This window comes from Streptomyces sp. NPDC127595, assembly GCF_042671685.1.
GTDB lineage: Bacteria > Actinomycetota > Actinomycetes > Streptomycetales > Streptomycetaceae > Streptomyces.
On sequence record NZ_JBHXWK010000005.1, the window covers coordinates 62,845 to 87,754 of the forward strand.

Genomic DNA, 24,910 nt, shown 5'->3' on the forward strand with positions numbered 1-24,910 from the left:
GTTACCGAAGTGGGCCGCCATGGCTGAGAACAGTGGTATGCGTGGGCTCGAAGACGGTCGGCTCGACGACCGGGTCGACGACCGGGTCGACGACCGGGTCGACGACCGGGTCGACGACCGGATCGACGACCGGATCGACAGCCGTGTCGACAGCCGTGTCGACAGCCGGAGCGACGGTCAGATCGACAGCCGGATTCGGGCATCGGATCTGCGTCCGCTGCTCGCCGCGATGACCGCCGCCCGAGACGGTGACTTCAGCAAGGTGCCGGAGACCGGCGACGGTGTGGTGGCCGATCTCTGCGCGATGTTCAACCAGATCATGGACCGCAACTCCCACTTCAACTCCGAGGTGCAGCGAGTCCGCCGGGACCTGGTGCGGCACGGCCGCCTCGACGAGCGCCTCTCGGCGAGCCCGGGCCAGGGCAACTGGACGACGCGGGTCAACGACGTGAACCAGTTGCTCGACGCGCTGGTCGCGCCCGCCGCGAACGCGACACGCGTCCTGGACGCGGTGGCCGGCGGCGATCTGACCCAGCGGGTGGACCTGCACGACGGCAACCGTCAACTGCGGGGCGACTTACGTCGGTTGGGCCGGGCCGTCAACAAGATGGTGGACCAGCTCTCCCTGTTCACCGGCGAGGTGACCCGGGTCGCGCGCGAGGTCGGCACGGAGGGACGGCTCGGCGGCCGCGCCAAGGTGACGGGTCTGTCCGGGAGTTGGCGGGATGTGACCGAGGCGGTCAACACCATGGCCTCCCGGCTGACCGCCCAGGTCCGGGACATCGCCCTGGTGACGACCGCGGTGGCCCGCGGCGACCTGACCCGCACGGTGACCGTCGAGGCGACCGGCGAGCTGCTCGAACTGAAGCTCACCGTGAACACGATGGTCGACCAGCTCTCCGCCTTCGCCGACGAGGTGACGCGCGTCGCCCGCGAGGTCGGCACAGAGGGGCAGTTGGGCGGCCGGGCGCAGGTGCGGGGTGTGTCCGGCGTCTGGAAGGACCTCACCGACAACGTCAACTTCATGGCCTCGAACCTGACCTCCCAGGTCCGCAACATCGCCCAGGTCACCACGGCCGTGGCGAACGGCGACCTGAGCCAGAAGATCACGGTCGACGCACAGGGCGAGATCCTCGAACTGAAGTCGACGATCAACACGATGGTCGACCAGCTCTCCGCCTTCGCCGACGAAGTCACGCGCGTCGCCCGCGAGGTCGGCACCGAAGGAAACCTCGGCGGCCGCGCGCAGGTGCGGGGTGTGTCGGGCGTATGGAAGGACCTCACCGACAACGTCAACTTCATGGCGGACAACCTGACTTCGCAGGTCCGCAACATCGCCCTGGTGTCCACGGCGGTGGCCCAGGGCGACCTCGGCAAGAAGATCACCGTGGAGGCGAAGGGCGAGATCCTGGAGCTCAAGTCGACCATCAACACCATGGTCGACCAGCTCTCCGCCTTCGCCGACGAAGTGACGCGCGTCGCCCGCGAAGTCGGCACCGAAGGAAACCTCGGCGGCCAGGCTCAGGTGCGCGGGGTGTCCGGCGTCTGGAAGGACCTCACCGACAACGTCAACTTCATGGCCCTGAACCTGACTTCGCAGGTCCGCAACATCGCGCAGGTCACCACGGCCGTGGCGAACGGCGACCTCTCCAAGAAGATCACCGTCGACGCCCGCGGCGAGATCCTGGAGCTGAAGGACACCGTCAACACGATGGTGGAGCAGCTCCGCGCCTTCGCCGACGAGGTCACCCGCGTCGCCCGCGAGGTCGGCACGGACGGCCGGCTGGGCGGTCGCGCCCAGGTGCTCGGCGTCTCCGGTGTCTGGCGCGACCTGACCGACAACGTCAACTACATGGCCGACAACCTGACTTCACAGGTCCGGAACATCGCGCAGGTCGCCACCGCGGTGGCCCAGGGCGACCTCTCCAAGAAGATCGACGTGGACGCGCGCGGCGAGATCCTGGAGCTGAAGACGACGATCAACACGATGGTCGACACCCTCTCCTCCTTCTCCTCCGAGGTCACCCGCGTCGCCCGCGAGGTCGGCTCCGAGGGCCAACTCGGCGGCCAGGCACGGGTCGAGGGCGTGTACGGCACCTGGAAGCGCCTGACGACGAACGTGAACGAGCTGGCGCTGAACCTGACGACCCAGGTCCGCGCCATCGCCGAGGTGGCCTCCGCGGTGGCCCAGGGCGACATGTCCCGCTCCATCACGGTGGAGACCCAGGGCGAGGTCACCGAGCTCAAGGACAACATCAACCTGATGGTGGCCAACCTCCGTGAGACCACCCGCGCGAAGGACTGGCTGGAGTCGAACCTCGCCCGCCTCGCCTCGCTGATGCAGGGCCACCGCGACCTGATGGAGGTCGCCGACCTGATCCTGCGCGAGCTGACCCCGCTGGTGAACGCGCAGTACGGTGCCTTCTTCCTGGCCGACCCCGGAGAGGAAACCCTGCGGACCGCCATCCCCGCCAAGGGGCTCGCCTTCATCGCCGGGTACGGCTCGGCACAGGGCGCCACCGTCGACACGGGCGGCATGCCGGTGCACGGACTGGTCCGGCAGGCCGCGCGCGAGAAGAAGCGGATCCTGGTGGAGGAGGCCCCACCGGACTACATCAAGATCAACAGCGGGTTGGGTGAGGCCGCCCCCGCGAGCGTCGTCATCATCCCGATCCTCTTCGAGGACAAGCTCCTCGGCGTGATCGAACTGGCCTCGTTCTCCCGCTTCTCCGACGTCCACCTGGCCTTCTTCGACCAGTTCGTGAACACCATCGGCGTCGCGATCAACACCATCATCGCCAACTCCCGCACCGAGTCCCTGCTCGGCGAGTCCCAGCGCCTCGCCATCCAGCTCCAGGACCGCTCGGACGAACTCCAGTCACAGCAGGCGGAGTTGCAGCGCTCGAACGCGGAACTGGAGGAGAAAGCAGCCCTCTTGGCGACGTCGTCGCAGTACAAGTCCGAGTTCCTGGCGAACATGTCGCACGAACTGCGCACCCCGCTGAACTCACTGCTGATCCTCGCCCGCCTGTTGTCGGACAACCCGGACGGCCATCTCTCCGACCAGGAGGTGCAGTTCGCGACCACGATTCACCGGTCGGGCTCCGACCTGCTCCAGCTCATCAACGACATCCTCGACCTCTCGAAGATCGAGGCCGGCCGGATGGACGTACGCCCCAAGAAGCTCCCCCTCATCAAACTGCTCGACTACGTCCACGCCACCTTCCGCCCGCTCACCCTCGACCGGGGGCTCGCCTTCGAGGTGGCCGTCAGCGAGGACGTACCGCGTGAGATGTGGTCGGACGAGCAGCGGCTCCAGCAGATCCTGCGCAATCTTCTCTCCAACGCGATCAAGTTCACCGCGACCGGCCGGGTCGAACTGCGCGTCAAGCGCGTCAAGGACCCGGACCACGTCCACACCCGCGAGAACAGCGACGACGTGATCGCCTTCGCCGTCTCCGACACCGGCATCGGCATCGCCGCGGAGAAACTCCCGGTGATCTTCGAGGCGTTCCAGCAGGCCGACGGCACCACCAACCGCAAGTACGGCGGCACGGGCCTCGGCCTGTCCATCAGCCGGGAGATCGCCGGGCTGCTCGGCGGCCGGATCGTCGCCGAGAGCAAGCCGGGCCGGGGTTCCACCTTCACGCTGTACGTCCCTGTCGTCAGCCCCGGGCACGCGGCGACCGGTCCCACCCACGAGGACCACGACCTGCCGGTGCCCGAGCTGTCCACCGAGCCGTACACCGCCCACGACGCGGACGACACCTGGCCCACGCCCACCAAACTGGAGGCGTGGAAGGCCGGCCGGGCGGGCCAGGTCCTGCCGGGGCGGCGGGTGTTGATCGTCGACGACGACATCCGCAACGTCTTCGCGCTCACCCATGTGCTGGGCCGGGTCGGCATGCCCGTCCTGTACGCGGAGAACGGCCGCGAGGGCATCGAGACGCTGGAGCGCAACCCCGACGTCGAACTCGTCCTGATGGACATCATGATGCCGGAGATGGACGGCTACGAAACGATCTCCGCCATCCGCCGCACCCCCCGCTGGGCGGGCCTGCCCATAGTCGCCCTCACCGCGAAGGCGATGCCGGGAGACCGCGACAAGTCCATCGCGCAGGGCGCCAACGACTACGTACCCAAACCGGTGGATGTCGACCAACTGCTCACCGTCGTCTGCGCACTCCTCGACCCGCAGGCCACGACGGACTCCGGGGACCCGGGCACCCCGGTTGTGCCGGAGGAACCGGGGAACCCGGAGCGCGCGAACGAGGACCGGCGGCCGGACGCCGCCACAGAGACTGCTGTACCCGTTGTACCGGGACCGAGCACATCAGGGGAGCCCGCGATCCCGCCGACGACTGAGTGAGGCACAGTCACCATGAGCGCTGAGGAAACGACCGACGAGCGCGCCAGCATCCTCCTGGTGGACGACATGGAGGACAATCTGATCGCCCTTGAGGCCGTCCTGGGGTCACTCAACGAGCCGCTGGTGCGCGCGCGTTCGGGCGAGGAGGCGATGAAGGCCCTGCTGCGGCAGCGGTTCGCCGTCGTGCTCCTCGACATCAGGATGCCGGGCATGGACGGCTTCGAGACCGCCGCGAACATCAAGCGGCTCGACCAGACCAAGGACGTCCCCATCATCTTCCTGACCGGCACCGACGCCGACGCGGGCTACGCCTTCCGCGGGTACGCGACCGGAGCCGCCGACTATCTGACGAAGCCCTTCGACCCTTGGGTACTGCGCGCCAAGGTCACCGTCTTCCTCGACCTCCACCGCAAGAACCAGCAGTTGGAACGCATGCTCGCCCGCGAACAGGAACAGTTCGACGAACTCGCGGGCCGCCTGAAGAAGATCGAGACACACATGTCGGCCGGCAGCGCGCAGGATGTGTCCGAACTGCGTCACCAGGTACGGCAGATGGAAGAGCTGCTGCGGGAGATGCGGAGGGGGCGAGGCCTGTGACTCCCCGCCCCCTTGGGCGGCTTACGCCTCGCGCGACCCCGCGTACATCTCCTCGATCAGGTGCTTGTACTCGCGCTCGACGACCGGTCGCTTCAGCTTCAGGCTCGGCGTGACCTCACCGTGCTCGACGTCGAGGTCACGGGGCAGCAGCCGGAACTTCTTGATGGTCTGCCAGCGCTGCAGCCCTTCGTTGAGTTCCTTGAGGTAACCCTCGACGAGGCTGACCGTGGCGGGCGCGGCGACGACTTCGGCGTACGACTTGCCCTCCAGGCCGTTCTCCGCCGCCCAGACGAGAATTGACGGCTCGTCAAGTGCGATCAGCGCGGTGCAGAAGTTCCGGTCGGCGCCGTGGACGAGGATGTTGGAGACGTACGGGCACACGGCCTTGAACTGGCCCTCGACCTCCGCCGGCGAGATGTACTTGCCGCCCGAGGTCTTGATGAGGTCCTTCTTGCGGTCGGTGATGCTGAGGTAGCCGTCCGGGGACAGCTCGCCGATGTCACCGGTGTGGAACCAGCCGTCGGCCTCCAGCACTTCGGCGGTCTTCTCGGGCAGCCCGTGGTAGCCCTCCATGATGCCGGGGCCGCGCAGCAGGACCTCACCGTCGTCCGCGATGCGCACCTCGGTGCCGGGCAGTGGCTTGCCGACGGTGCCGGTGCGGTAGGCCTCACCGGGGTTCACGAAGGAGGCGGCGGAGGACTCCGTGAGGCCGTACCCCTCCAGGATGTGGATGCCGGCGCCGGCGAAGAAGTAGCCGATCTCGGGCGCGAGCGCCGCGCTGCCCGAGACACAGGCGCGCAGCTTGCCGCCGAACGCCTCGCGGATCTTGGCGTAGACGAGCGCGTCGGCGACCTTGTGCTTGGCGCCGAGCGCGAAGGGCACGGAGGCGACGCCGGTGCGGCGGAAGTTGTCCTGGCTGGCCTTCGCGTACTCGCGCGAGACCTCGGCCGCCCACTGGAAGATCTTGTACTTGGCGCCGCCGCCGGCCCGCGCCTTGGCCGCGACCCCGTTGTAGACCTTCTCGAAGATGCGGGGCACGGCCGCCATGTACGTCGGCTGCACCACCGGAAGATTCTCGATGATCTTGTCCACGCGGCCGTCCACGGCGGTGACGTGCCCGATCTCGATATGGCCGGAGGTGAGCACCTTGCCGAAGACGTGCGCGAGCGGCAGCCACAGGTACTGCACGTCGTCGGGGCCGAGCAGCCCGGTCGCGGCGATGGCCTTCGCCATGTACGACCAGTTGTCCTGCGGCAGGCGGACACCCTTGGGGCGGCCGGTGGTACCGGAGGTGTAGATCAGCGTCGCGAGCTGGTCGGAGGTGATCGCGCCGACCTTCTCCTTGATCAGGTCGGGGTTCTTCTCCAGGTACGCGGCGCCGCGGGTCTCCAGCTCGGCGAGGGTGAGGACCCAGTCGCTGCTCTCGACGCCCTCGGGGTCGATCACCACGACATGCGTCAGCTCGGGAAGGTCGGCGCGCTTCTCCACGGCCTTGGCGAGCTGTGCCGCGTCCTCCGCGATCAGGATCTTGCTCCCGGAGTCCGAGAGGATGAACGCCGACTCCTCGGCGTTCGTCTGCGGGTACACGGTCGTGGTGGCCGCGCCCGCGCACAGGATGCCGAGGTCGGCGAGGATCCACTCGACCCGGGTGGAGGAGGCGAGCGCGACGCGCTGCTCGGGCTGTACGCCCAGTTCGATCAGGCCTGCCGCCACGGCGTAGACCCGCTCGGCGGCCTGGGCCCAGTTCAGCGACTTCCAGTCGTCCGGGCCCTCGCCCGAGGCGGCGGGCACCGGGTAGCGGTAGGCCTCGGCGTCCGGCGTGGCCGCCACACGCTCCAGGAAGAGCGCCGCCACGGACGGCGGACGGTTCTCGATCAGGGTCTGTGTGTCGCTCACGACATCCTCCGGGGCCCGCGACAGTGCGGCTGGCTCAATGGTGCGGCTGTTGTTTAACTCGCGAGTAACTATCGAGCAGTGATCAGAGTAAAGCCCGTCCGGCCACCGCGTAAGAGTCGGCGGCCTGTCACTTCCTACAGAGCGCGACCGGACGCATGCGCAGGGGCCCGCCGCGCCGGAGCGCAGCGGGCCCTTGAGAACAACGGCGTACCGCGGGTCTACTTCTTCCCCTTGCCCGAGTTGCTGTCCTCGTCGCTGGAGAGCACGGCGATGAAGGCCTCTTGCGGAACCTCCACAGAGCCCACCATCTTCATCCGCTTCTTGCCTTCCTTCTGCTTCTCCAGCAGCTTCCGCTTACGGGAGATGTCACCGCCGTAGCACTTGGCGAGGACGTCCTTGCGGATGGCGCGGATGGTCTCGCGGGAGATGACCCGCGAGCCGATGGCCGCCTGGATCGGCACCTCGAAGGCCTGCCGCGGGATCAGTTCCCGCAGCTTGGCGACGAGCCGCACCCCGTACGCGTACGCCGCGTCCTTGTGCGTGACCGCCGAGAAGGCGTCGACCTTGTCGCCGTGCAGCAGGATGTCGACCTTGACCAGGCTGGAGGCCTGCTCACCGGTGGGCTCGTAGTCGAGCGAGGCATAGCCGCGGGTCTTGGACTTCAGCTGGTCGAAGAAATCGAAGACGATCTCCGCGAGCGGCAGCGTGTAACGGATCTCAACCCGGTCCTCGGAGAGGTAGTCCATGCCGAGCAGGGTGCCGCGCCGGGTCTGGCACAGCTCCATGATCGAGCCGATGAACTCGGAGGGCGCGAGGATCGTCGCCCGCACGACCGGCTCGAAGACCTTGTCGATCTTCCCCTCGGGAAACTCGCTCGGATTGGTGACGATGTGCTCGCTGCCGTCCTCCATGTCGACGCGGTACACGACGTTCGGCGCGGTCGCGATGAGGTCGAGCCCGAACTCGCGCTCGAGCCGCTCCCGGATCACGTCGAGGTGCAGCAGTCCGAGGAACCCGACACGGAACCCGAAGCCGAGCGCGGCGGAGGTCTCCGGCTCGTAGACGAGCGCGGCGTCGTTGAGCTGCAGCTTGTCGAGGGCCTCGCGCAGCTCGGGGTAGTCGGACCCGTCGAGCGGATACAGCCCGGAGAAGACCATGGGCTTGGGGTCCTTGTACCCGCCGAGCGCCTCGGTCGCCCCCTTGTGCAGGGTGGTGATGGTGTCACCGACCTTGGACTGCCGGACGTCCTTCACGCCGGTGATGATGTAGCCCACCTCACCGACACCCAGCCCGTCGGCCGCGGTCATCTCGGGGGACGAGACCCCGATCTCCAGCAGCTCGTGGGTCGCACCGGTGGACATCATCCGGATCCGCTCACGCTTGTTGAGCTGCCCGTCGATCACACGCACATAGGTCACGACACCGCGGTAGGAGTCATAGACGGAGTCGAAGATCATCGCGCGAGCGGGTGCGTCCACGACACCGATCGGGGCGGGGATCTCGGCGACCACCTTGTCCAGCAGCGCCTCAACACCCAGCCCGGTCTTGGCCGAGACCTTCAGTACGTCCTCGGGATCGCACCCGATGAGGTTGGCGAGCTCCTCGCCGAACTTCTCCGGCTGCGCGGCCGGCAGGTCGATCTTGTTGAGTACGGGGATGATCTTGAGGTCGTTCTCCATCGCCAGGTAGAGGTTGGCGAGAGTCTGCGCCTCGATGCCCTGGGCGGCGTCGACGAGGAGCACGGTCCCCTCGCAGGCGGCAAGCGACCGGGACACCTCGTACGTGAAGTCCACGTGCCCGGGGGTGTCGATCATGTTGAGGATATGGGTCTTGCCCGGGTCCTCGGACGGTGCCCAGGGCAGCCGGACCGCCTGGGACTTGATCGTGATGCCACGCTCGCGCTCGATGTCCATGCGGTCGAGGTACTGGGCGCGCATCTGCCGCTGCTCGACCACCCCGGTCAGCTGGAGCATGCGGTCGGCGAGTGTGGACTTGCCGTGGTCGATGTGCGCGATGATGCAGAAATTGCGGAGCAGCGCCGGGGCGGTACGGCTCGGCTCGGGCACATTGTTAGGGGTCGCGGGCACGCAGGGTCCTGTCTCTTGAGGCGCCTGTCGCCTCGGGTCGGATCGATACGTAGGCTCCATGGTCCCACGGGCGGGGAGCTGCGACCGGTTTGGGCCGCTCGCACGAGCACTGGTAGCCTGGGTAGCTGTGTCTCATGCCCTCTCTGCAGGAGGCACACCCAAGGAAATCAAACGGCGTGCGAGACGTGCTGTCTCGCGTGCCTGAACCTGTAAAGGCTCATTCGTGGCGAACATCAAGTCCCAGATCAAGCGGATCAAGACCAATGAGAAGGCTCGGCTGCGCAACAAGGCCGTCAAGTCCTCCCTGAAGACCGCGATCCGCAAGGCCCGCGAGGCCGCTGCCGCCGGTGACGCCGAGAAGGCCACCGAGTACACGCGCGATGCTTCGCGCGCGCTCGACAAGGCCGTCTCGAAGGGCGTCATCCACAAGAACCAGGCCGCCAACAAGAAGTCGGCGCTTGCTTCCAAGGTCGCTTCCCTCAAGGGCTGATCCAACCCGACTTAACCGCCGGAAAGGACCCAGCGGGCCCTCTCTTCCGCTCCTGCCCGGCACCCCGGACCCACGCACGATCTGCGTTCGCCACGCGGGCGTGGTTCCAACAACGTGATCCAGAGCCCCGCCTTCCCTCCCTTCCCCGGGAGGAAGGGCGGGGCTTCTGGCGTTTCTCAGCCTGCCCGAGGCTGGAGGCCTTCCCCCACCCGCCTGCGGGGGCGGTGCTCTTCATCCCGGGCCGGGGTAGATCTTTTAGCCCGTCCGGCGTTTGAGGACGAGCGCGTCCAGCGCGATACGGGGGTCTGGGGGCGGAGCCCCCAGAAACAAGGGACGGGTAGGGGCGGAGGGGGCGAGGAAACGCCCCTACGTGGGGCCGGACACCTATCCCCGCCGGGCCCGCGCAGCCCGAGCAATCACCACAACGGCCTTCTCCAAGGCGTACTCAGGATCATCCCCGCCCCCCTTGACGCCCGCGTCAGCCTCAGCAATCGCCCGCAGGGCATCGGAAACCCCATCCGGAGTCCACCCCCGCATCTGCTGCCGAACCCGATCGATCTTCCACGGCGGCATACCGAGCTCACGGGCAAGGTCGGCCGGCCGCCCACCCCGCGCGGACGACAACTTCCCGATCGCCCGCACCCCTTGCGCCAACGCACTGGTGATCAGCACCGGAGCAACCCCGGTCGACAGAGACCACCGCAACGCCTCCAGCGCCTCCACCGCCCGCCCCTCCACGGCCCGATCGGCCACGGTGAAACTCGACGCCTCGGCCCGCCCGGTGTAGTACCTCCCGACAACGGCCTCGTCGATCGTCCCCTCGACGTCCGCGGTCAGCTGCGACACCGCGGAAGCCAGCTCCCGCAGATCACTCCCGATGGAATCCACGAGCGCCTGACAGGCCTCAGGCGTGGCCGACCTCCCCACCGCCCGGAACTCACTCCGCACGAAAGCCAGCCGATCCGCCGGCTTCGTCATCTTGGGGCACGCCACCTCCCGTGCCCCCACCTTGCGCGCGGCATCGAGCAGCCCCTTGCCCTTGGCCCCACCCGCGTGCAACAGCACCAGGGTGATCTCCTCGGCGGGCGCCCCCAGATACGCCTTCACGTCCTTGACCGTGTCGGCCGACAGGTCCTGCGCATTGCGTACGACCACGACCTTCCGCTCGGCGAAGAGCGACGGACTCGTCAGCTCGGCAAGCGTGCCGGGCTGCAACTGGTCCGGGGTGAGATCCCGTACATCCGTGTCGGCGTCGGCAGCCCTCGCAGCGGCCACCACCTCCTGCACGGCACGGTCGAGCAGGAGATCCTCCTGGCCCACCGCAAGCGTGAGGGGGGCGAGAGGGTCGTCATTAGCAGTCTTCCTGGCCATCGCTGCAAGCATCCCACGCGCCACTGACAACACGACGCGAGCGCCCGCCACCCGACACTCCGCACCCGGCACTCCGCACCCGCATCCTGCGCCCAGCACCCGGCACCCGGCACCCGGCACCCGGCACCCGGCACCCGGCACCCGGCACCCGGCACCCGGCGGAGCGTTACGGCTCCTCGCGCCACCCGTCCCACTCCGCCACGAACTCGTCCAGTTCCTTCGGGTCGAGCCGCTCCTCGGTATCGCGCAGCACCACCAGCCACTGCGCGTCCTCGGCGTCATCCTCACCGGCCAGCGCGTCCCGCAGGAGCTGCGGTTCCTCATCCAGCCCGAACCTGTCACCCAGTGCCTGCGCGGCCTCTTCGGCGGCGTCTCGGTCGGGCAGTACCAGCACATGTCTCACATCACTCACGCAGACATTTTCCGATACGCCGGACGCCGACCGACGCCAGACCCCACCAACGCCAGACCCCACCAACGCCGAGGCCGACCACCGCACGCGAGTGCCCCGGGGGGACCGACCCGGCCAAGCCCCCTCACCCAGGACCCCGGTGCTCAGCCCGCCTCCCCCGACTCCCGTACCTCGGGCACTCCCTCCAACTCGATCCCGAACTGGTCGCGATAGGCCGCCAGCACCTCCTCGTCCGTGGCCAGTTCCGACACCTGCTTCGTCCCGTCGGCCGCAGTCACCGTGAAGCTCCGACCGCTGAGCGTGATCCTGCCGCCGTCCCCGGTGACCCGCGAACAGACCAGCGACCGCGCGAAATGCGACGTCGGCGAGGTGCTGTGCCACCAGACCCCGGTCACGAAGTCCTTGAGCACCCGCGGCCGCACCTCCAATCGGTACTGCACCTTGCCGTTCCGGATGACGTCGAGGTCCTCCCTTTCGCGCGACCCGCCGGCACCCCGCACCCCCGCCCCGTCCGGCCCCGCCTCCACGACCCGGAACGTGCCCCCGGGCTCCTGCTGCTCCCCTCGCTCCCCGAATGCCAGCGGGTAGAGGCTGAGCGCCCCGAACCCGACATCGCTCAGCCAGTCACCCCCGTCCACCGTCCGCACACGCAGCGCGAGATGGTCGTACGGAATCCCGAGCCGCTCCTCGTCGTCGTACACCCGCCCCGCCAGCAGCGTCACATCGAAGCCCAGCGCTCCCAGCAACGCCCCGAACGCACCGTTCAGTTCGTAGCAGAACCCGCCTCTGCGCGCCCCCACCAGCTTGTCCAGCAGCCTCTTCTCCTCCAGCACGATCTCCTCACCGAGGTGAATCGACAGGTTCTCGAACGGCACCGTCTCCAGATGGCGGCGATGGAGCTCACGCAGCGCATCGGAGGTGGGCCACGCGGGGTACTGAGCCCCGATCCTGCGGAGGTAGGCGTCGGCCTGTGCGGAGTTCATGGGTTCAGTGTCTCGCCACGCTCGGCTCTCCGCCCGCACCTACGACCGCCAGCGCCCCGTCCTCGTCGGTCCGCAGCACCACCGCACCCCCGGCCCGCAGCGCGGCGACCGTGCTGGGCGCCGGATGCCCGTAGGGGTTGTCCTCGCCGCACGAGATGAGCGCGAGCCGCGGCGCCACCCTGCGTATGAGGTCCGGGTCCTGGTAGGCCGAGCCATGATGAGCAACCTTGAGTACGTCCACGGCTCCCAGCTCAGCGGCCGCGGGCGATCTCGACAGCGCCTGCTGAGCCGGCGGCTCGAGATCGCCGAGCAGTAGCATCCTCAGCCCCGCCGATCGTACGAGCAGGGTGACACTGGCGTCGTTCGGGCCGTCCGGCGTTGGAGCCGAGCTCGGCGGCGGCCACAGCACCTGCCAGTCGAGACCGCCCGTACGCCGCCGCTCCCCCGACGCAGCCCGCGTCACCGGGATGTGCCGTGCCGCGGCCTCCCGTCTCACGAACTCGGCCTGGTCCGGCGGCTCTTCGAGACCGGTCGTCTCGATCGCACCCACCGAACGCCCACGCAGCACTCCCGCCAGCCCCGCCACATGATCGGCATGGAAGTGCGTGAGTACGACGAGCGGAATGCGGGTGATGCCGAGCGCGCCCAGACACCGGTCCACCAGTACCGGGTCGGGCCCGGCGTCCACCACCACAGCGGTACCGTCACCCGCGGCGAGCACCGTCGCGTCTCCCTGTCCCACGTCGCACATCACCATCCGCCAGCCGGGCGGTGGCCACCCCGTAATCACCCTGGTGAGCGGCGGCGGCTGCACCACGGCCAACAGGAACAGCACCCCGCAGACACCAGTCAGCCACGGGTATCTCAGGAGCCGTCGGCCGACGAACACCACGGCCACCACCACCAGGGCGAGCAGCAGCGCCCCCGTCCAACTGCCCGGCCAGTCCACTCCCCCACCTGGCAGCGCCGCCCCGGTACGAGCGATGTCCGCGATCCACTGGACAGGCCAACTCGCGCACCACGCCATGGCCTTGGCGGCGGGCATCGCGACCGAGGCCGTCGCCAGCGTCGCGAAGCCCAGCACCGTGGCCGGTGCGACCGCGAACTCCGCGAGCAGATTGCACGGCACCGCCACCAGACTCACCCGGGCCGAGAGGACCGCGACGACCGGCGCGCACACGGCCTGCGCAGCGCCGGCGGCGGCGAGCGCCTCGGCCAGCCGCGGCGGCACCCGACGCCTCTGGAGCGCGGCACTCCACCGTGGCGCCAGGGTGAGCAGCGCACCGGTCGCCAGGACGGAGAGCACAAAGCCGTAACTTCGGGACAGCCAGGGGTCGTACAGCACCAGCAGCAGGACAGCCGTGGCCAGCGCGGGAATCAGCGATCTACGGCGCCCGGTCGCGATGGCGAGCAGCGCGATCGATCCGCAGGCCGCGGCCCGCAGCACACTCGGGTCCGGTCGGCACACGATCACGAAGCCGAGCGTGAGCGCGCCGCAGAACAGCGCGGTGGCCCGTAGCGGGATGCCGAGCCGCGGTGCGAGACCACGCCTCTCCACACGCTGAGCGAGGCCGGGTGGTCCGATGAAGAGAGCAAGCAAGATCGTTAGGTTGCCGCCACTGACCGCCAGAAGGTGCGTGAGATCGGTCGCCTTGAACGCTTCGTCCAGCTCTGGTGTGACCCGTGATGTGTCACCCACGACCAGCCCCGGAAGCAGCGCCCGCGCGTCCGCGTCCAATCCGTCGGTCGCCTCCCGCAAGCCCTCACGCAGCCCGCCTGCGAACTGCTGTGGCCCGGACGGCTCCCCCACGACCTCCGGCGGCGCACTCCCCCGCACCCGCAACACCGCCGCGATCTCGTCCCCACCCGACAGGGCGGGCGCGAGCCGCGCGGCCACCCGCAACCGTGTGGACGGCAGCAGCGACAGCCAGGGCGAACGCTCCCCGGACAAGCCTGGCGATCCCCTTGCCGAGCCGGCGTCGACGATCATCAGCACCGGTGTACGCGTCACCACGTCGGTCCCGTCCGCCCGCATCAGCCGCCGGACCTCGGCGTCGAGGAGCACTGCCGTCGGAGCCGCGTGATCTCCCTTGACCCGGGGCCGGGTGAGCCGTGGATCGGAGGTGACCTCGACCTCGACGGTCACCTGCGCGTACTGCTTTGCCAGGGCAGGAACGGGCCCCCGCCGCAGATCCGCCCCGTGCAACCCCGCGGAAGCAGCGGCCGCGGCGACACAGAGCAGCACGGCGGCAACAGACGCCCGCGGCCACGTGCGCGACCGTTCTCCCCGGCGCCCGTCGACGAAGGGAACCCGTTCTCGCCGTCCACCGAGCCGAAGCGCCGCCGGCCCCTCCCGAAACCGACCTTCCCATGCCCTTTCCCGAGGCCAACGTCCCTCCAGCCCTTCCCGAAACCGACCTTCCCCCGCCCCCTCCCGAAGCCAACGTCCCTCCGGCCCTTCCCGAAACCGACCTTCCCATGCCCTTTCCCGAGGCCAACGTCCCTCCAGCCCTTCCCGAAACCGACCTCCCGCCGCCGCCTCACCGACCCGACGGCCAGCTTGCCCTCCACCGGGTCGGAACCGTCGTTCCGCGCGCCCCTCCCGGAGTGGACCTCCCTCGCCCACCTCGCCGACCCAACGTCCGTGTTGCCCCTCACCGAAGACGAACCGTCGTCCCGCGCGCCCCTCCTCGCCCTCCTCGCTGTCGCCGTGCACCCCCCTTCGTCCCGCAATCAGCAGCGCCCCACCCACGACCAGGCAGCCCACCGCCACGCCTGCGACCCACCCGGGCGGCCCCCCAAGCGTCACCGCCGCCGTAACCCACGCCGCCAGCGCGGGCGGCACGAGCCGCAAGTCCGCCGGTCCTTCCTCCCGGGGATTCGAGGCTCCCAGCCGCTTGCCAGAGGCAGCATGCACAGCACGCCGGTTCGCGGCACCGACCTCAGGCCCACCGGGATCAGCACCACCCCCAGGCCCCGCACCAGCACCAGCACCAGCACCAGCACCAGCACCAGCGAAGCGCACAACCCTCCGCCCGCTCACGGACGCACCAGATTCCGCAGATCGGCGAACCGACGGTCGCCGATCCCATTGACCTCACGAAGCTCGTCCACCGAGCGGAAGCCTCCGTTCTGGGCGCGGTAGTCGACGATGTGCTGGGCCAGTACGGGGCCGACGCCCGGAAGGCCGTCGAGCTGCTCCACGGTGGCCGTATTGAGTGAGACGGGAGCGGCGGGAGCGGCGGGAGCGGCGCCGCTGACGGATGCGGCGCTGCCGGCCGCCCCCGCGCCCGGTCCCCCGGCGAGCGCGGGCGCACCGACCGCGACCTGTTCGCCGTCCACGAGGAGGCGGGCACGATTGAGTCCTTCAGTATTCGTGCCCGGACGCACCCCGCCCGCGGCTCGTAGCGCGTCCTCCACGCGAGAACCGGCCGGCAGGCGTTGGAGCCCGGGACTGCGCACCTTGCCGCTGACATCCACCACGATCACGGACCCGGCCGCACCAGCCGGGCCGGGGGATCCGGCCGAGGCATCGGGCGCCAGCTCCTGCTGTTTCGCCTGTCCGGCCGTCTCACCGAATGGAGCCGCCGCCCGAACCACCTCAGGGGCCCGCACCGGCTGAGTCCGGCCGGTCCAGAAATGCTGCCCGGCGAAGACCGCAGCAACGACGAGCAGGACGGTAAGGGCGATCACACTCCTGCGTTCAAGCCCACACCTCGACTGCAACCACAGCGGCATCCGCTCCCGCACGGCGGGCCCGACCCGATCCCGCCACGCCCCCACCGCCCCACCGGAGGCAACGTCGCCACGCACACCGGCGTCAACAGCCACCCCCTCACCTGAAGCATCACGGTCAACCGCCCACCTCACACGGGAGGGTTCACGGCCGTCCTCCCCGCTCCCCCGCCAACCACCAGGGTCAACTGCCCTGCGCCTGCGGAGACCACCCTCGCCCCCGACTCCCCGTACCGCGGACGACTCACCCTCACCCCGGCCCGAACCCCCAACACCACGCCCCTCAACCCCCCACACATCAGCGACGCCCACCCCCACCGCAGTTTTCGCGCGTGGGCTGTCCCCCACATCCCAATCCCCCGCCCCCGGAGGCCCACTCCCACCCCCACTCCCACTCCCGTTCTCGAACTCCCGCCGCTCTTCAGCCCTTTCGCCAAAGAGCGCCTCCGCGCGCAGGCGGAGTGCCTCGGCGGCGGCCTCGCGGCGCCGGGCACGGCTTCGGGGATGGTTGCGGTCATGGTGATGGTCAGGGCGACGGCGATGGCGGGTGCGGCCGTCGGAGACGGGCCCGCGGCCCGGGCCGCTGGTCGGAGTGGCTGCGTGTGAACGTGATCGAAGTGCCATGCGGCGAGGATCCAGCACCTCGACCACTCCGCGATGATCTTGCTCAATTCCCGGGGACTACCGCCCAGTTGTGGATAACTCCTTCACCCGCACGAGCCACACTCGCCGCCGCACCCGGCGACACCGCCGACACCCGCCAGAGGAAACCCCCCACACACCCCTGGCCTCGCCCTCCCCCTCCCCCTCACCGGGGAGAGACAACCGCCCCCAGCAGACCAGGCCCCGTGTGCGCACCGATCACCGCACCGACCTCGCTGACATGCAGATCCACGAGACCGGGCACCCGCGCCCGCAGCCGGTCCGCGAGAGCCGAGGCCCGGTCGGGAGCGGCGAGGTGGTGGACGGCGATGTCGACCTGGGCGCCGCCCGCGCGGTCGGCGGCGATCTCCTCCAGGCGGGCGATGGCCTTGGACGCCGTCCGTACCTTCTCCAGGAGTTCGATACGGCCGCCGTCCAGCTGCAGCAGCGGCTTGACCGCGAGCGCGGAACCCAGCAGCGCCTGCGCGGCTCCGATCCGGCCGCCGCGGCGCAGATAGTCGAGGGTGTCGACGTAGAAGTACGCGGAGGTGCCGGCGGCTCGTTTCTCCGCGGCCGTGACCGCCTCGTCGATCGTGCCCCCCGCCTCCGCGGACTCCGCCGCGGCCAGCGCGCAGAAGCCGAGTGCCATCGCGACCATCCCGGTGTCCACCACACGCACGGGTACCGGAGCCTCCCGCGCGGCGAGGACCGCGGCGTCGTACGTACCCGAGAACTCGGACGACAGGTGGAGGGAGACAATGCCGGTGGCGCCCGACTCGGCGACCTTGCGGTAGGCCGCGGCGAAGACTTCGGGGCTGGGCCGTGACGTCGTGACGGAGCGCCGCTTCTGGAGCGCCTGGGCCAGGGAGCGGGCCGAGATCTCGGTGCCCTCTTCCAGGGCCCGGTCGCCGAGGACCACGGTGAGGGGCACCGCTGTGATGCCGTGGCGCTCCATCGTCCGCGGCGGCAGGTAGGCCGTTGAATCGGTGACGATCGCGACATGGCGGGACATGAGCTGGAGGTTACCTGCCGGGGCACACGGTCGGCAGCCCGGCCCCTCCCACCTGCGGCTGGTGCGGCCGGATCAAGTCGTGCTCTCGGGGCGGGGCTTCTTCTGCCAGGGGTAGACGGGCCGCTGTCCGGGCGGGGTGATGGCAGGCCGTGTCGGCTCCTCGGCCATGCGGGCCTCGGGGCTGTCGGGCCAGGTCTGTCGTCCGTCGGAGGAGGCCGCGTCCGGAGCCGGTGCCTCGGGCCACGAAGCCGCGGGCTCCGGCTCCGTGGTCCAGTGCCGCAGCGCGCCGGCCTCGACGTCTATCTGCGCGCTCAGCGAGTCCAGGTCGTCGTCCGCGAACCGGTGGGCCCTGTCCCGCGCGGCCCAGCGCAGCGAGTCCGCCGAGTGTGTAATGCGCTCGGTGCGCTCGCGCAGTCCGGGCAGCAACGAGATGAGCGTGCGCCGGTCGGGCTCCGTCTCCAGGCGCTTGAGGTCGGCGTCCAGTTCGTGTCCGTGCACGCTGAGCCGGCCGAAGAGGCTCAGGGACTCCTTCAGGGACTCGTCCTCCGTCACGCCCGCGTGCAGTGCGTCCTGTGTGGCGCGCATGGAGGTGCGCAGCTTGAGGCGGAGCTGGGCCAGCTCGCCGAGCGGGCCCGGCTGGGCGTAGGTCTTGGCACGCAGGGTGGTGTCCTCCACGGTGCGGCGGGCCTGCGCGATGGTGCGGTCCACACCTCGCTTGGCGGCACCGACCACCTTCACCGTGGCGTACACGCCCAGACCCACGAACAGCAGGAAGAGCAGGGCGATTACTGTGATCACGGCTTCCACCACACTCCTCCTCCGAACAGGTCGCGGCAGTTGCCACGGCTCTCTTCAACGGTAAACGCTACGGGCAGACCCCGAGTTCCAGAAGAACCCCGAACCTGCCCGTAGGGGACTACCCCGACAGCCGCGCTCGAAAAGCGCGCGACTGCCGTCTTTCAGAGTTACGCCGGAACGATGTTCACCAGTTTCGGCGCCCGCACGATGACCTTGCGGATCCCCGCACCACCCAGCGCGGCGACGACCTTCTCGTCTGCCAGGGCCACCTTCTCCAGTTCCTCGTCGGAGATCGACGGGGAGACCTCCAGGCGCGCCTTGACCTTGCCCTTGATCTGCACGACGCAGGTCACGGCCTCGTCCACGGCGTATGCCGGGTCGGCGACGGGGAAGTCCTGGTGGACGACCGAGTCGGTGTGGCCAAGCTTGCGCCACAGTTCCTCGGCGATGTGCGGGGCCAGCGGTGCGATCAGCAGCACCAGGGGCTCGGCGACCGTGCGCGGCACGGGGCCGCCCGCCTTGGTCAGGTGGTTGTTCAGCTCGGTGACCTTGGCGATGGCGGTGTTGAAGCGCATGCCCCCCAGGTCCTGGCGTACGCCGTCGATGGCCTTGTGCAGGGCACGCAGGGTGTCCTCGTCGGCCTCGGAGTCGACGACCGTGACCTCGCCCGTGACCTCGTCCACGACGTTGCGCCACAGCCGCTGCAGCAGCCGGTACTGGCCCACCACCGCGCGCGTGTCCCACGGCCGCGAGACGTCCAGCGGGCCCATCGCCATCTCGTACAGGCGCAGCGTGTCCGCCCCGTACTCGGCACAGATCTCGTCCGGAGTGACCGCGTTCTTCAGGGACTTGCCCATCTTGCCCAGCAGTCGGGAGACCTTTTCGCCCTGGTAGTAGTAGGCGCCGTCGCGCTCCTCCACCTCGGCGGCGGGCACCGCGATGCCACGGCTGTCGCGGTACACGTAGGCCTGGATCATGCCCTGGTTGAACAGCTTGTGGAACGGTTCGGCCGAGGAGATGTGGCCCAGGTCGAACAGCACCTTCGACCAGAAACGCGCGTACAGCAGGTGCAGTACGGCGTGTTCGGCGCCGCCGACGTACAGGTCGACGCCGCCGGTCGGCTGTCCCTCGCGCGGGCCCATCCAGTACTGCTCGATGGCCGGGTCGACCAGCTTCTGGTCGTTGTGCGGGTCCAGGTAGCGCAGCTCGTACCAGCAGGAACCGGCCCAGTTGGGCATGGTGTTGGTCTCGCGGCGGTAGCGCTGCGGACCACGGCCGTCACCCAGGTCCAGCGTGACGTTGACCCAGTCCTGGTTACGGGACAGCGGCGTCTCCGGGGACGTGTTCGCGTCGTGCGGGTCGAAGGTGCGCGGCGAGTAGTCGTCGACCTCGGGCAGCTCCAGCGGCAGCATCGACTCGGGCAGAGAGTGGGCGATGCCGTCCGCGTCGTAGACGATCGGGAAGGGCTCTCCCCAGTAGCGCTGGCGGCTGAACAGCCAGTCACGCAGCCGGAAGTTGACCGTGCCCTCGCCGATGCCCCGGGCCGCCAGCCACTCGGTGATGCGCGCCTTGGCCTCGACGACGCCCAGGCCGTCCAGGGAGACGCCGTCACCGGTGGAGTTGACGATTTTCGCCTCGTAGGACACAAAGGCCTCGTCCCACGCGGAGGGGTCCGTACCACGACCGTCCGTCGGCTCGACCACGCATTTGATCGGCAGCTCGAAGGCGCGCGCGAACTCGAAGTCGCGGCCGTCGTGCGCCGGCACGGCCATGATCGCGCCGGTGCCGTAGCCCATCAGGACGTAGTCGGCGATGAAGACCGGGACCTGTTCGCCGTTGACCGGGTTGGTCGCGTACGCGCCGATGAAGACGCCGGTCTTGTCCTTGGCCTCGGCCTGTCGCTCGACGTCCGACTTGGCGGCGGCCTGCGCGCGGTACGCGGCGACGGCCTCGGCCGGGCTCGCGTGGCCGCCGGTCCACACCTGGTGCGTGTCCTGGGGCCACGCGTCCGGAGTGAACTTCTCGACCAGCGGGTGCTCGGGCGCCAGCACCATGTAGGTCGCACCGAACAGGGTGTCCGGGCGCGTGGTGAAGACGGTGATGCGCTCGCCGTCGATCGGGAAGTGGACGCGGGCGCCCTCGGAGCGGCCGATCCAGTTGCGCTGCTGCAGCTTGATGGCCTCGGGCCAGTCCAGTGCGTCCAGGTCGGCCAGCAGCCGGTCGGCGTACGCGGTGATGCGCATGTTCCACTGGCGCAGCTTGGCCTTGAAGACGGGGAAGTTGCCGCGCTCGGAACGGCCGTCGGCGGTGACCTCCTCGTTGGCCAGTACGGTGCCCAGGCCCGGAGACCAGTTGACGGGCGCGTCGGAGGCGTACGCCAGGCGGTACTCGCTCAGGACGTCGGCGCGCTCGACGGCGGTCAGCTCGTTCCACGCGCGCGCGTGGCCGTCGGTTGCCGGTACGGCGCGCTCGCCGCTCTCGAACTGGGCCACCAGCTCGGCGATCGGGCGGGCCTTGTCAGCCTCCTCGTCGTACCAGGAGTTGAAGATCTGCAGGAAGATCCACTGGGTCCACTTGTAGTACTCCGGGTCGATCGTGGCGAACGACCGGCGCTTGTCGTGCCCCAGGCCCAGCGCGCGCAGCTGGGACTTCATGTTGTTGATGGCCGCCTCGGTGGTGATCCGGGGGTGCTCGCCCGTCGATACGGCGTGCTGTTCCGCGGGCAGTCCGAAGGCGTCGAAGCCCAGGGTGTGCAGGACGTTGTGGCCCGTCATGCGCTGGTACCGGGCGGATACATCGGTGGCGATGTATCCCAGGGGGTGACCGACGTGCAGGCCCGTACCGGAGGGGTACGGAAACATGTCCATGATGAACTTCTTGGGCTTGGCGACCAGCTCGGGGTCGCCCGCCAGGTCCCCGCTCGGGTTCGGAGCCTCGTACGTCCCCTCGGCGTCCCAGAAGTCCTGCCAGCGTGCCTCGATCTCAGCGGCCAGCGCGGCCGTGTAGCGGTGCGGCGCGGCCACCTCGGAGGCGGCAGCGGTATTCGTCTCGCTCATGATCCTCAAAGCTCCATCGATCGTCTCTGCCAGCGGCTCAGGAAATGAAAAAACCCCTCGCACAGGAGGGGACGCCGCGCCGATGCCGACCACGATTCGTCAGTGGCCGGGACTGGTCAGCGCGGCTCGCTAAGCAGAAGGCGTACGGCACGCATGGCGTCAGGGTACCGCAGCCTCCACGCGGGCCGCGACGGGCTTCCGAGGAGCAGCCGACACTCCGTGCCACCACACAGAATCGTCACAAAAAATTGACCAGCGTTCAAATGTTACTTCGCGTAACGGAACCTAAGGGACAACACAAGGGCCTCAGCGCCCTTAGATAACAACGCAATAACTCAAACGTCGCACTCATAGGTATGGCTCGACTTAGAGTGCGGCTTCGGGACCGCTTCCCCGAACTGTTTGGGAGTAACCCCCATGACCCCTCTTCGCAAGAACAGCTCGCTCCCTCAACCGGGCCGATCGGCTTACGGGGCGCTGACGGCTGCCGCGCTGTTGCTCATACCCATGGTCGTGCTGGTCGGAGGTGACGGCCTGCGCGACTTCCTCAACTTCGGCGCCGGCGTGCTGTCACTGGTCGCCCTCACCTGCTCCGTGGTGTGGGGAATCGTCGCCACCGACCGGCTGTTCCTCAACGCGCGCCAGCGGCTGATCGCGCAGGCCGTGCACAGGACGACCGCCGTGTCCTCGGTCGCCTTCCTCTTGTTGCACGTTTCGGTCAAAATCGTGCTGGACCACACCACACTGGTCGCCGCGTTGGTCCCCTTCGGGCTCGGCATCACGGGCACCAACGGACTCATCGGCTTCGGCTCCCTGGCCGGCCTGCTCATGATCTTCACGGCCATCACCGGCGCGCTGCGCAGCGCCTTCGCGTCGCCCGCGCCGGTCGCGGCACGCTGGCGCGCCGTGCACATGCTGGCCTACCCGGCCTGGTGCTCGGCCCTGGTGCACGGCCTGTACGCGGGGCGTCCCGCCGCGACCTACGTCACGGTGATGTACAGCCTCTGCCTGATCTTCGTAGCGGTCGCCCTGGCGTTGCGCTCGTCCTCCGGCCCCTTCAAGCGCGCCGTCGCCGAGCGGATCCTCGCGGTCCTCGGAGAGGGCAACAACACCGGCGGCCGCCTCGCTCGCGAGGATCTGGCGGCATCGCGTGCCGCCGCCGCGGGCTCCTCGTTGCCGGGCTTCGCCCCGCGGCCACGGCAGTCCCCGGAGGACACGTACGCGCCCCCACAGCGCACGGCGCCTCCCACGCAGCCGTACGAGGCCCCGTACGACCCGAACACGGCCACCGGGGGCAACGGCTTCGCCGCCGCCTACCGCGCCGTACAGGGAGGCAGCACGCCCGGCGGAAACACCCCGGGCCCCGAGCGCTTCCAGGCGCCCATGGACATGCAGCCCACGCAGGCGTTCCAGCCCGTCGACAACGGGAGCACGTCGGGCAGCTGGCCCATTCCCTCGCCGCCGCCCGTCGGCGCGGCGCCCCCCTCCGCGTACGACCCGCTCAACGACACGGGCTACAACATCCCCGTCTATGACAATTCGGCCACCAACGTGTACGGCACAAGTGATGTGTACGACACCGGTGAGTCGAACCAGGCCTACGGCACGTACAACGCCAACGACACGTACGACAGCGGTCCCACGACTGAAGTACTGCCGGGCGCCTTCGACGCTCCTGGCTCCGGTGAATCATGGAACGCCCCTTCCGGAGGCTTTAAGTGAACGAGGCCCTGCCCGACGTCCCGGAAGTCCGCGTCGTCGGACTTCCGCAGCTCACGTCGGGTTTCGACCTGGTTGAACGACTTGACCTCCCGATGCACCTCAAAGTGCACGGGCCGCTCGAACCCATGGGCGGCGAGCAACTCGCGGGCCTCGCCGAAGCGATCTCCCTGAAGGGCCGCGGCGGCGCGGGCTTCCCCTTCGCCAAAAAACTGCGCTCCGTCGCGGAATCGGCCATCAAGAAGGGCATCCGCCCGGTGGTCGTCGTCAACGGAAGCGAGGACGAACCCGCCTGCCGCAAGGACACGGTGCTCATCAACCGTGCCCCGCACCTCATCCTGGACGGCGCGCTGCTCGCCGCCGAGGCCATGGGCGCCCGAACCCTCGTGATCGGCGTGACCCGTGAATCCACCCAGCGGTCCATGGAGGCCGCACTGGCCGAGCGCGGGCTGAGCAACCGGCGCGGATCACCCCTTCGCGCGCGCGTGCAGCGCAATCCGGTGCGCATGGTGACCGGAGCGGCCGCCTCACTGATCCGCTCCATCGACGGCGGCCCGGCCATCCCGCCCGGCCGCAAGGTCAGCGCCTCGCAGACCGGTGTCGGCGGCGCGCCCACGCTGCTGTCCAACGCCGAGACGTTCGCCCAACTGGCCATCGCCGCCCGCATCGGCCCGGACCGCTATCGCAACACGGGCCTGTACGACGAGCCGGGCACCGTCATGCTGACCGTCTCCGGCGCCGTCGCCCGCCCCATGGTGATCGAGGTCCCGACCGGCGTCCCGCTGCGCTACGTGCTCCAGCTCGCGGGCGCCCCGCCCATGCCGCAGGGCGTGCTGACCGGCGGATACCACGGCAAGTGGCTGGACGCGGCGACCGTCAACGAGGCGATCGTCTCGCGCAACTCCCTGGACGCGGTGGGCGGTGCGCTCGGCGCCGGCGCGATTCTCCCGATCACCCAGCAGACCTGCCCGCTCGGGGAGTCGCTGCGAGTGGCCCAGTGGCTCGCCGAGGAGAGCGCGGGACAGTGCGGTCCCTGCTACCTCGGACTGCCGGCCGCGGCCCGCGGCCTCGAGGACATCCTCAACGGCGGTGGCCCGGCCGCGCTGGAGGCCGTGAAGCAGGTCGCCAAGGCCGTGAAGCGGCGCGGCGCGTGCTCGCACCCGGACGGCTCCGCGATGTTCATCGAGTCGACGATCAAGGCCTTCACCGACGACCTGGCCGCGCATGTCCTCGGCAATGGCTGCGGAAGGCCCGTGGAGGGCGTTCTGCCGCTCTTCGAGGGCGGCCAGACCCCTACGGGCATCCCGGGCGGCCAGAACCAGCTGGAGGCGGGTCCTCCCCGCCAGAAGATCTACGTCGACTGGACGCTGTGCCGCGGCCACGGCCTGTGCGCGGACATCCTTCCGGAGGTCTTCGAACTGGGCGCCGACGGCTTCCCCACCGTCGCGCAGGCGCCGGTGCCCCGGGTCGCGGAGGCGAAGGCCCTGCGCGCCGTACGCCGCTGCCCGGCGCTGGCACTGCGCCTGGAGGAGGACACCCGGTCGTCCGCTCCCGCGCGCAACAACCTGCCCGTGCTCTCCCAGGGACGCGGCCGCCGGGCGCTCGGCAGCGGTCGCTGAACACGAAGAAGCGGGCCACCCGGATCGGGTGGCCCGCTTTCAACGTCTGTGGAGCTAAGGAGAATTGAACTCCTGACCTCCTGCATGCCATGCAGGCGCTCTACCAACTGAGCTATAGCCCCTC

Annotated in this window: 15 protein-coding genes and 1 tRNA gene; 5 read left to right on the plus strand and 11 right to left on the minus strand. The window is 69.4% G+C overall.

Features of this window, described 5'->3' with window-relative positions:
• Positions 1–229 precede the first annotated feature (229 nt).
• Both ACFVKT_RS17335 and ACFVKT_RS17340 read left to right on the plus strand, forming a co-directional pair.
• On the plus strand, positions 230–4,369 hold the full coding sequence (locus ACFVKT_RS17335) for a HAMP domain-containing protein (RefSeq protein ID WP_385733149.1): 4,140 nt from the start codon (positions 230–232) through the stop codon (positions 4,367–4,369).
• A gap of 12 nt (positions 4,370–4,381) precedes the next feature.
• Entirely contained in the window at positions 4,382–4,966 is a 585-nt protein-coding gene (locus ACFVKT_RS17340; RefSeq protein WP_385732262.1) for a two-component system response regulator, read from the plus strand.
• A 21-nt stretch (positions 4,967–4,987) separates the two neighbouring features.
• Here ACFVKT_RS17340 and ACFVKT_RS17345 read toward each other — a convergent pair whose 3' ends face one another.
• Positions 4,988–6,862: an AMP-dependent synthetase/ligase gene (locus ACFVKT_RS17345; RefSeq protein WP_385732264.1), complete on the minus strand. Its 1,875-nt coding sequence runs from the start codon at positions 6,860–6,862 to the stop codon at positions 4,988–4,990.
• A 218-nt stretch (positions 6,863–7,080) separates the two neighbouring features.
• The gene (lepA, locus tag ACFVKT_RS17350; RefSeq protein ID WP_385732266.1) at positions 7,081–8,949 is read right to left on the minus strand and encodes a translation elongation factor 4; all 1,869 of its coding nucleotides are present in this window, start codon (positions 8,947–8,949) and stop codon (positions 7,081–7,083) included.
• Between the two features lie 223 nt (positions 8,950–9,172).
• Between lepA and rpsT the strand changes: the two genes are divergently transcribed.
• Complete coding sequence (gene rpsT / locus ACFVKT_RS17355; RefSeq protein ID WP_385732268.1) at positions 9,173–9,439, plus strand: 30S ribosomal protein S20; 267 nt, start codon at positions 9,173–9,175, stop codon at positions 9,437–9,439.
• Between the two features lie 384 nt (positions 9,440–9,823).
• On the opposite strand, the gene holA is transcribed toward rpsT, so the two are convergent.
• The 8 genes from holA to leuS form a co-directional block, all read right to left on the minus strand.
• Positions 9,824–10,810 (minus strand): DNA polymerase III subunit delta, encoded by a 987-nt coding sequence (holA, locus tag ACFVKT_RS17360; protein WP_385733150.1) that lies wholly within the window; start codon positions 10,808–10,810, stop codon positions 9,824–9,826.
• Between the two features lie 166 nt (positions 10,811–10,976).
• A complete protein-coding gene (locus ACFVKT_RS17365; RefSeq protein ID WP_385732270.1) occupies positions 10,977–11,222 on the minus strand; it encodes a hypothetical protein in 246 nt (81 codons plus the stop codon).
• A gap of 143 nt (positions 11,223–11,365) precedes the next feature.
• Complete coding sequence (locus ACFVKT_RS17370) at positions 11,366–12,205, minus strand: arylamine N-acetyltransferase (RefSeq protein ID WP_385732272.1); 840 nt, start codon at positions 12,203–12,205, stop codon at positions 11,366–11,368.
• A gap of 4 nt (positions 12,206–12,209) precedes the next feature.
• The gene (locus tag ACFVKT_RS17375) at positions 12,210–14,450 is read right to left on the minus strand and encodes a ComEC/Rec2 family competence protein (protein ID WP_385732273.1); all 2,241 of its coding nucleotides are present in this window, start codon (positions 14,448–14,450) and stop codon (positions 12,210–12,212) included.
• Between the two features lie 794 nt (positions 14,451–15,244).
• Positions 15,245–16,036, minus strand: a complete 792-nt coding sequence (locus tag ACFVKT_RS17380; RefSeq protein ID WP_385732275.1) for a helix-hairpin-helix domain-containing protein — start codon at positions 16,034–16,036, stop codon at positions 15,245–15,247.
• A gap of 712 nt (positions 16,037–16,748) precedes the next feature.
• Complete coding sequence (locus tag ACFVKT_RS17385) at positions 16,749–17,594, minus strand: DegV family protein (protein WP_385732277.1); 846 nt, start codon at positions 17,592–17,594, stop codon at positions 16,749–16,751.
• A 72-nt stretch (positions 17,595–17,666) separates the two neighbouring features.
• Complete coding sequence (locus ACFVKT_RS17390) at positions 17,667–18,401, minus strand: hypothetical protein (protein ID WP_385732279.1); 735 nt, start codon at positions 18,399–18,401, stop codon at positions 17,667–17,669.
• 158 nt (positions 18,402–18,559) lie between these two features.
• Entirely contained in the window at positions 18,560–21,448 is a 2,889-nt protein-coding gene (gene leuS / locus ACFVKT_RS17395) for a leucine--tRNA ligase (RefSeq protein ID WP_385732281.1), read from the minus strand.
• A gap of 417 nt (positions 21,449–21,865) precedes the next feature.
• On the opposite strand from leuS, the gene ACFVKT_RS17400 reads away from it, so the two are divergent.
• The gene (locus ACFVKT_RS17400; protein WP_385732284.1) at positions 21,866–23,170 is read left to right on the plus strand and encodes a cytochrome b/b6 domain-containing protein; all 1,305 of its coding nucleotides are present in this window, start codon (positions 21,866–21,868) and stop codon (positions 23,168–23,170) included.
• Positions 23,167–24,786: an NADH-ubiquinone oxidoreductase-F iron-sulfur binding region domain-containing protein gene (locus ACFVKT_RS17405; RefSeq protein WP_385732286.1), complete on the plus strand. Its 1,620-nt coding sequence runs from the start codon at positions 23,167–23,169 to the stop codon at positions 24,784–24,786. Before ACFVKT_RS17400 ends, ACFVKT_RS17405 begins: the two co-directional genes overlap by 4 nt.
• Before the next feature lie 49 nt (positions 24,787–24,835).
• Here the strand turns inward: ACFVKT_RS17405 and ACFVKT_RS17410 are convergent.
• Positions 24,836–24,908: transfer RNA gene (locus ACFVKT_RS17410), tRNA-Ala, on the minus strand.
• Positions 24,909–24,910 lie beyond the last annotated feature (2 nt).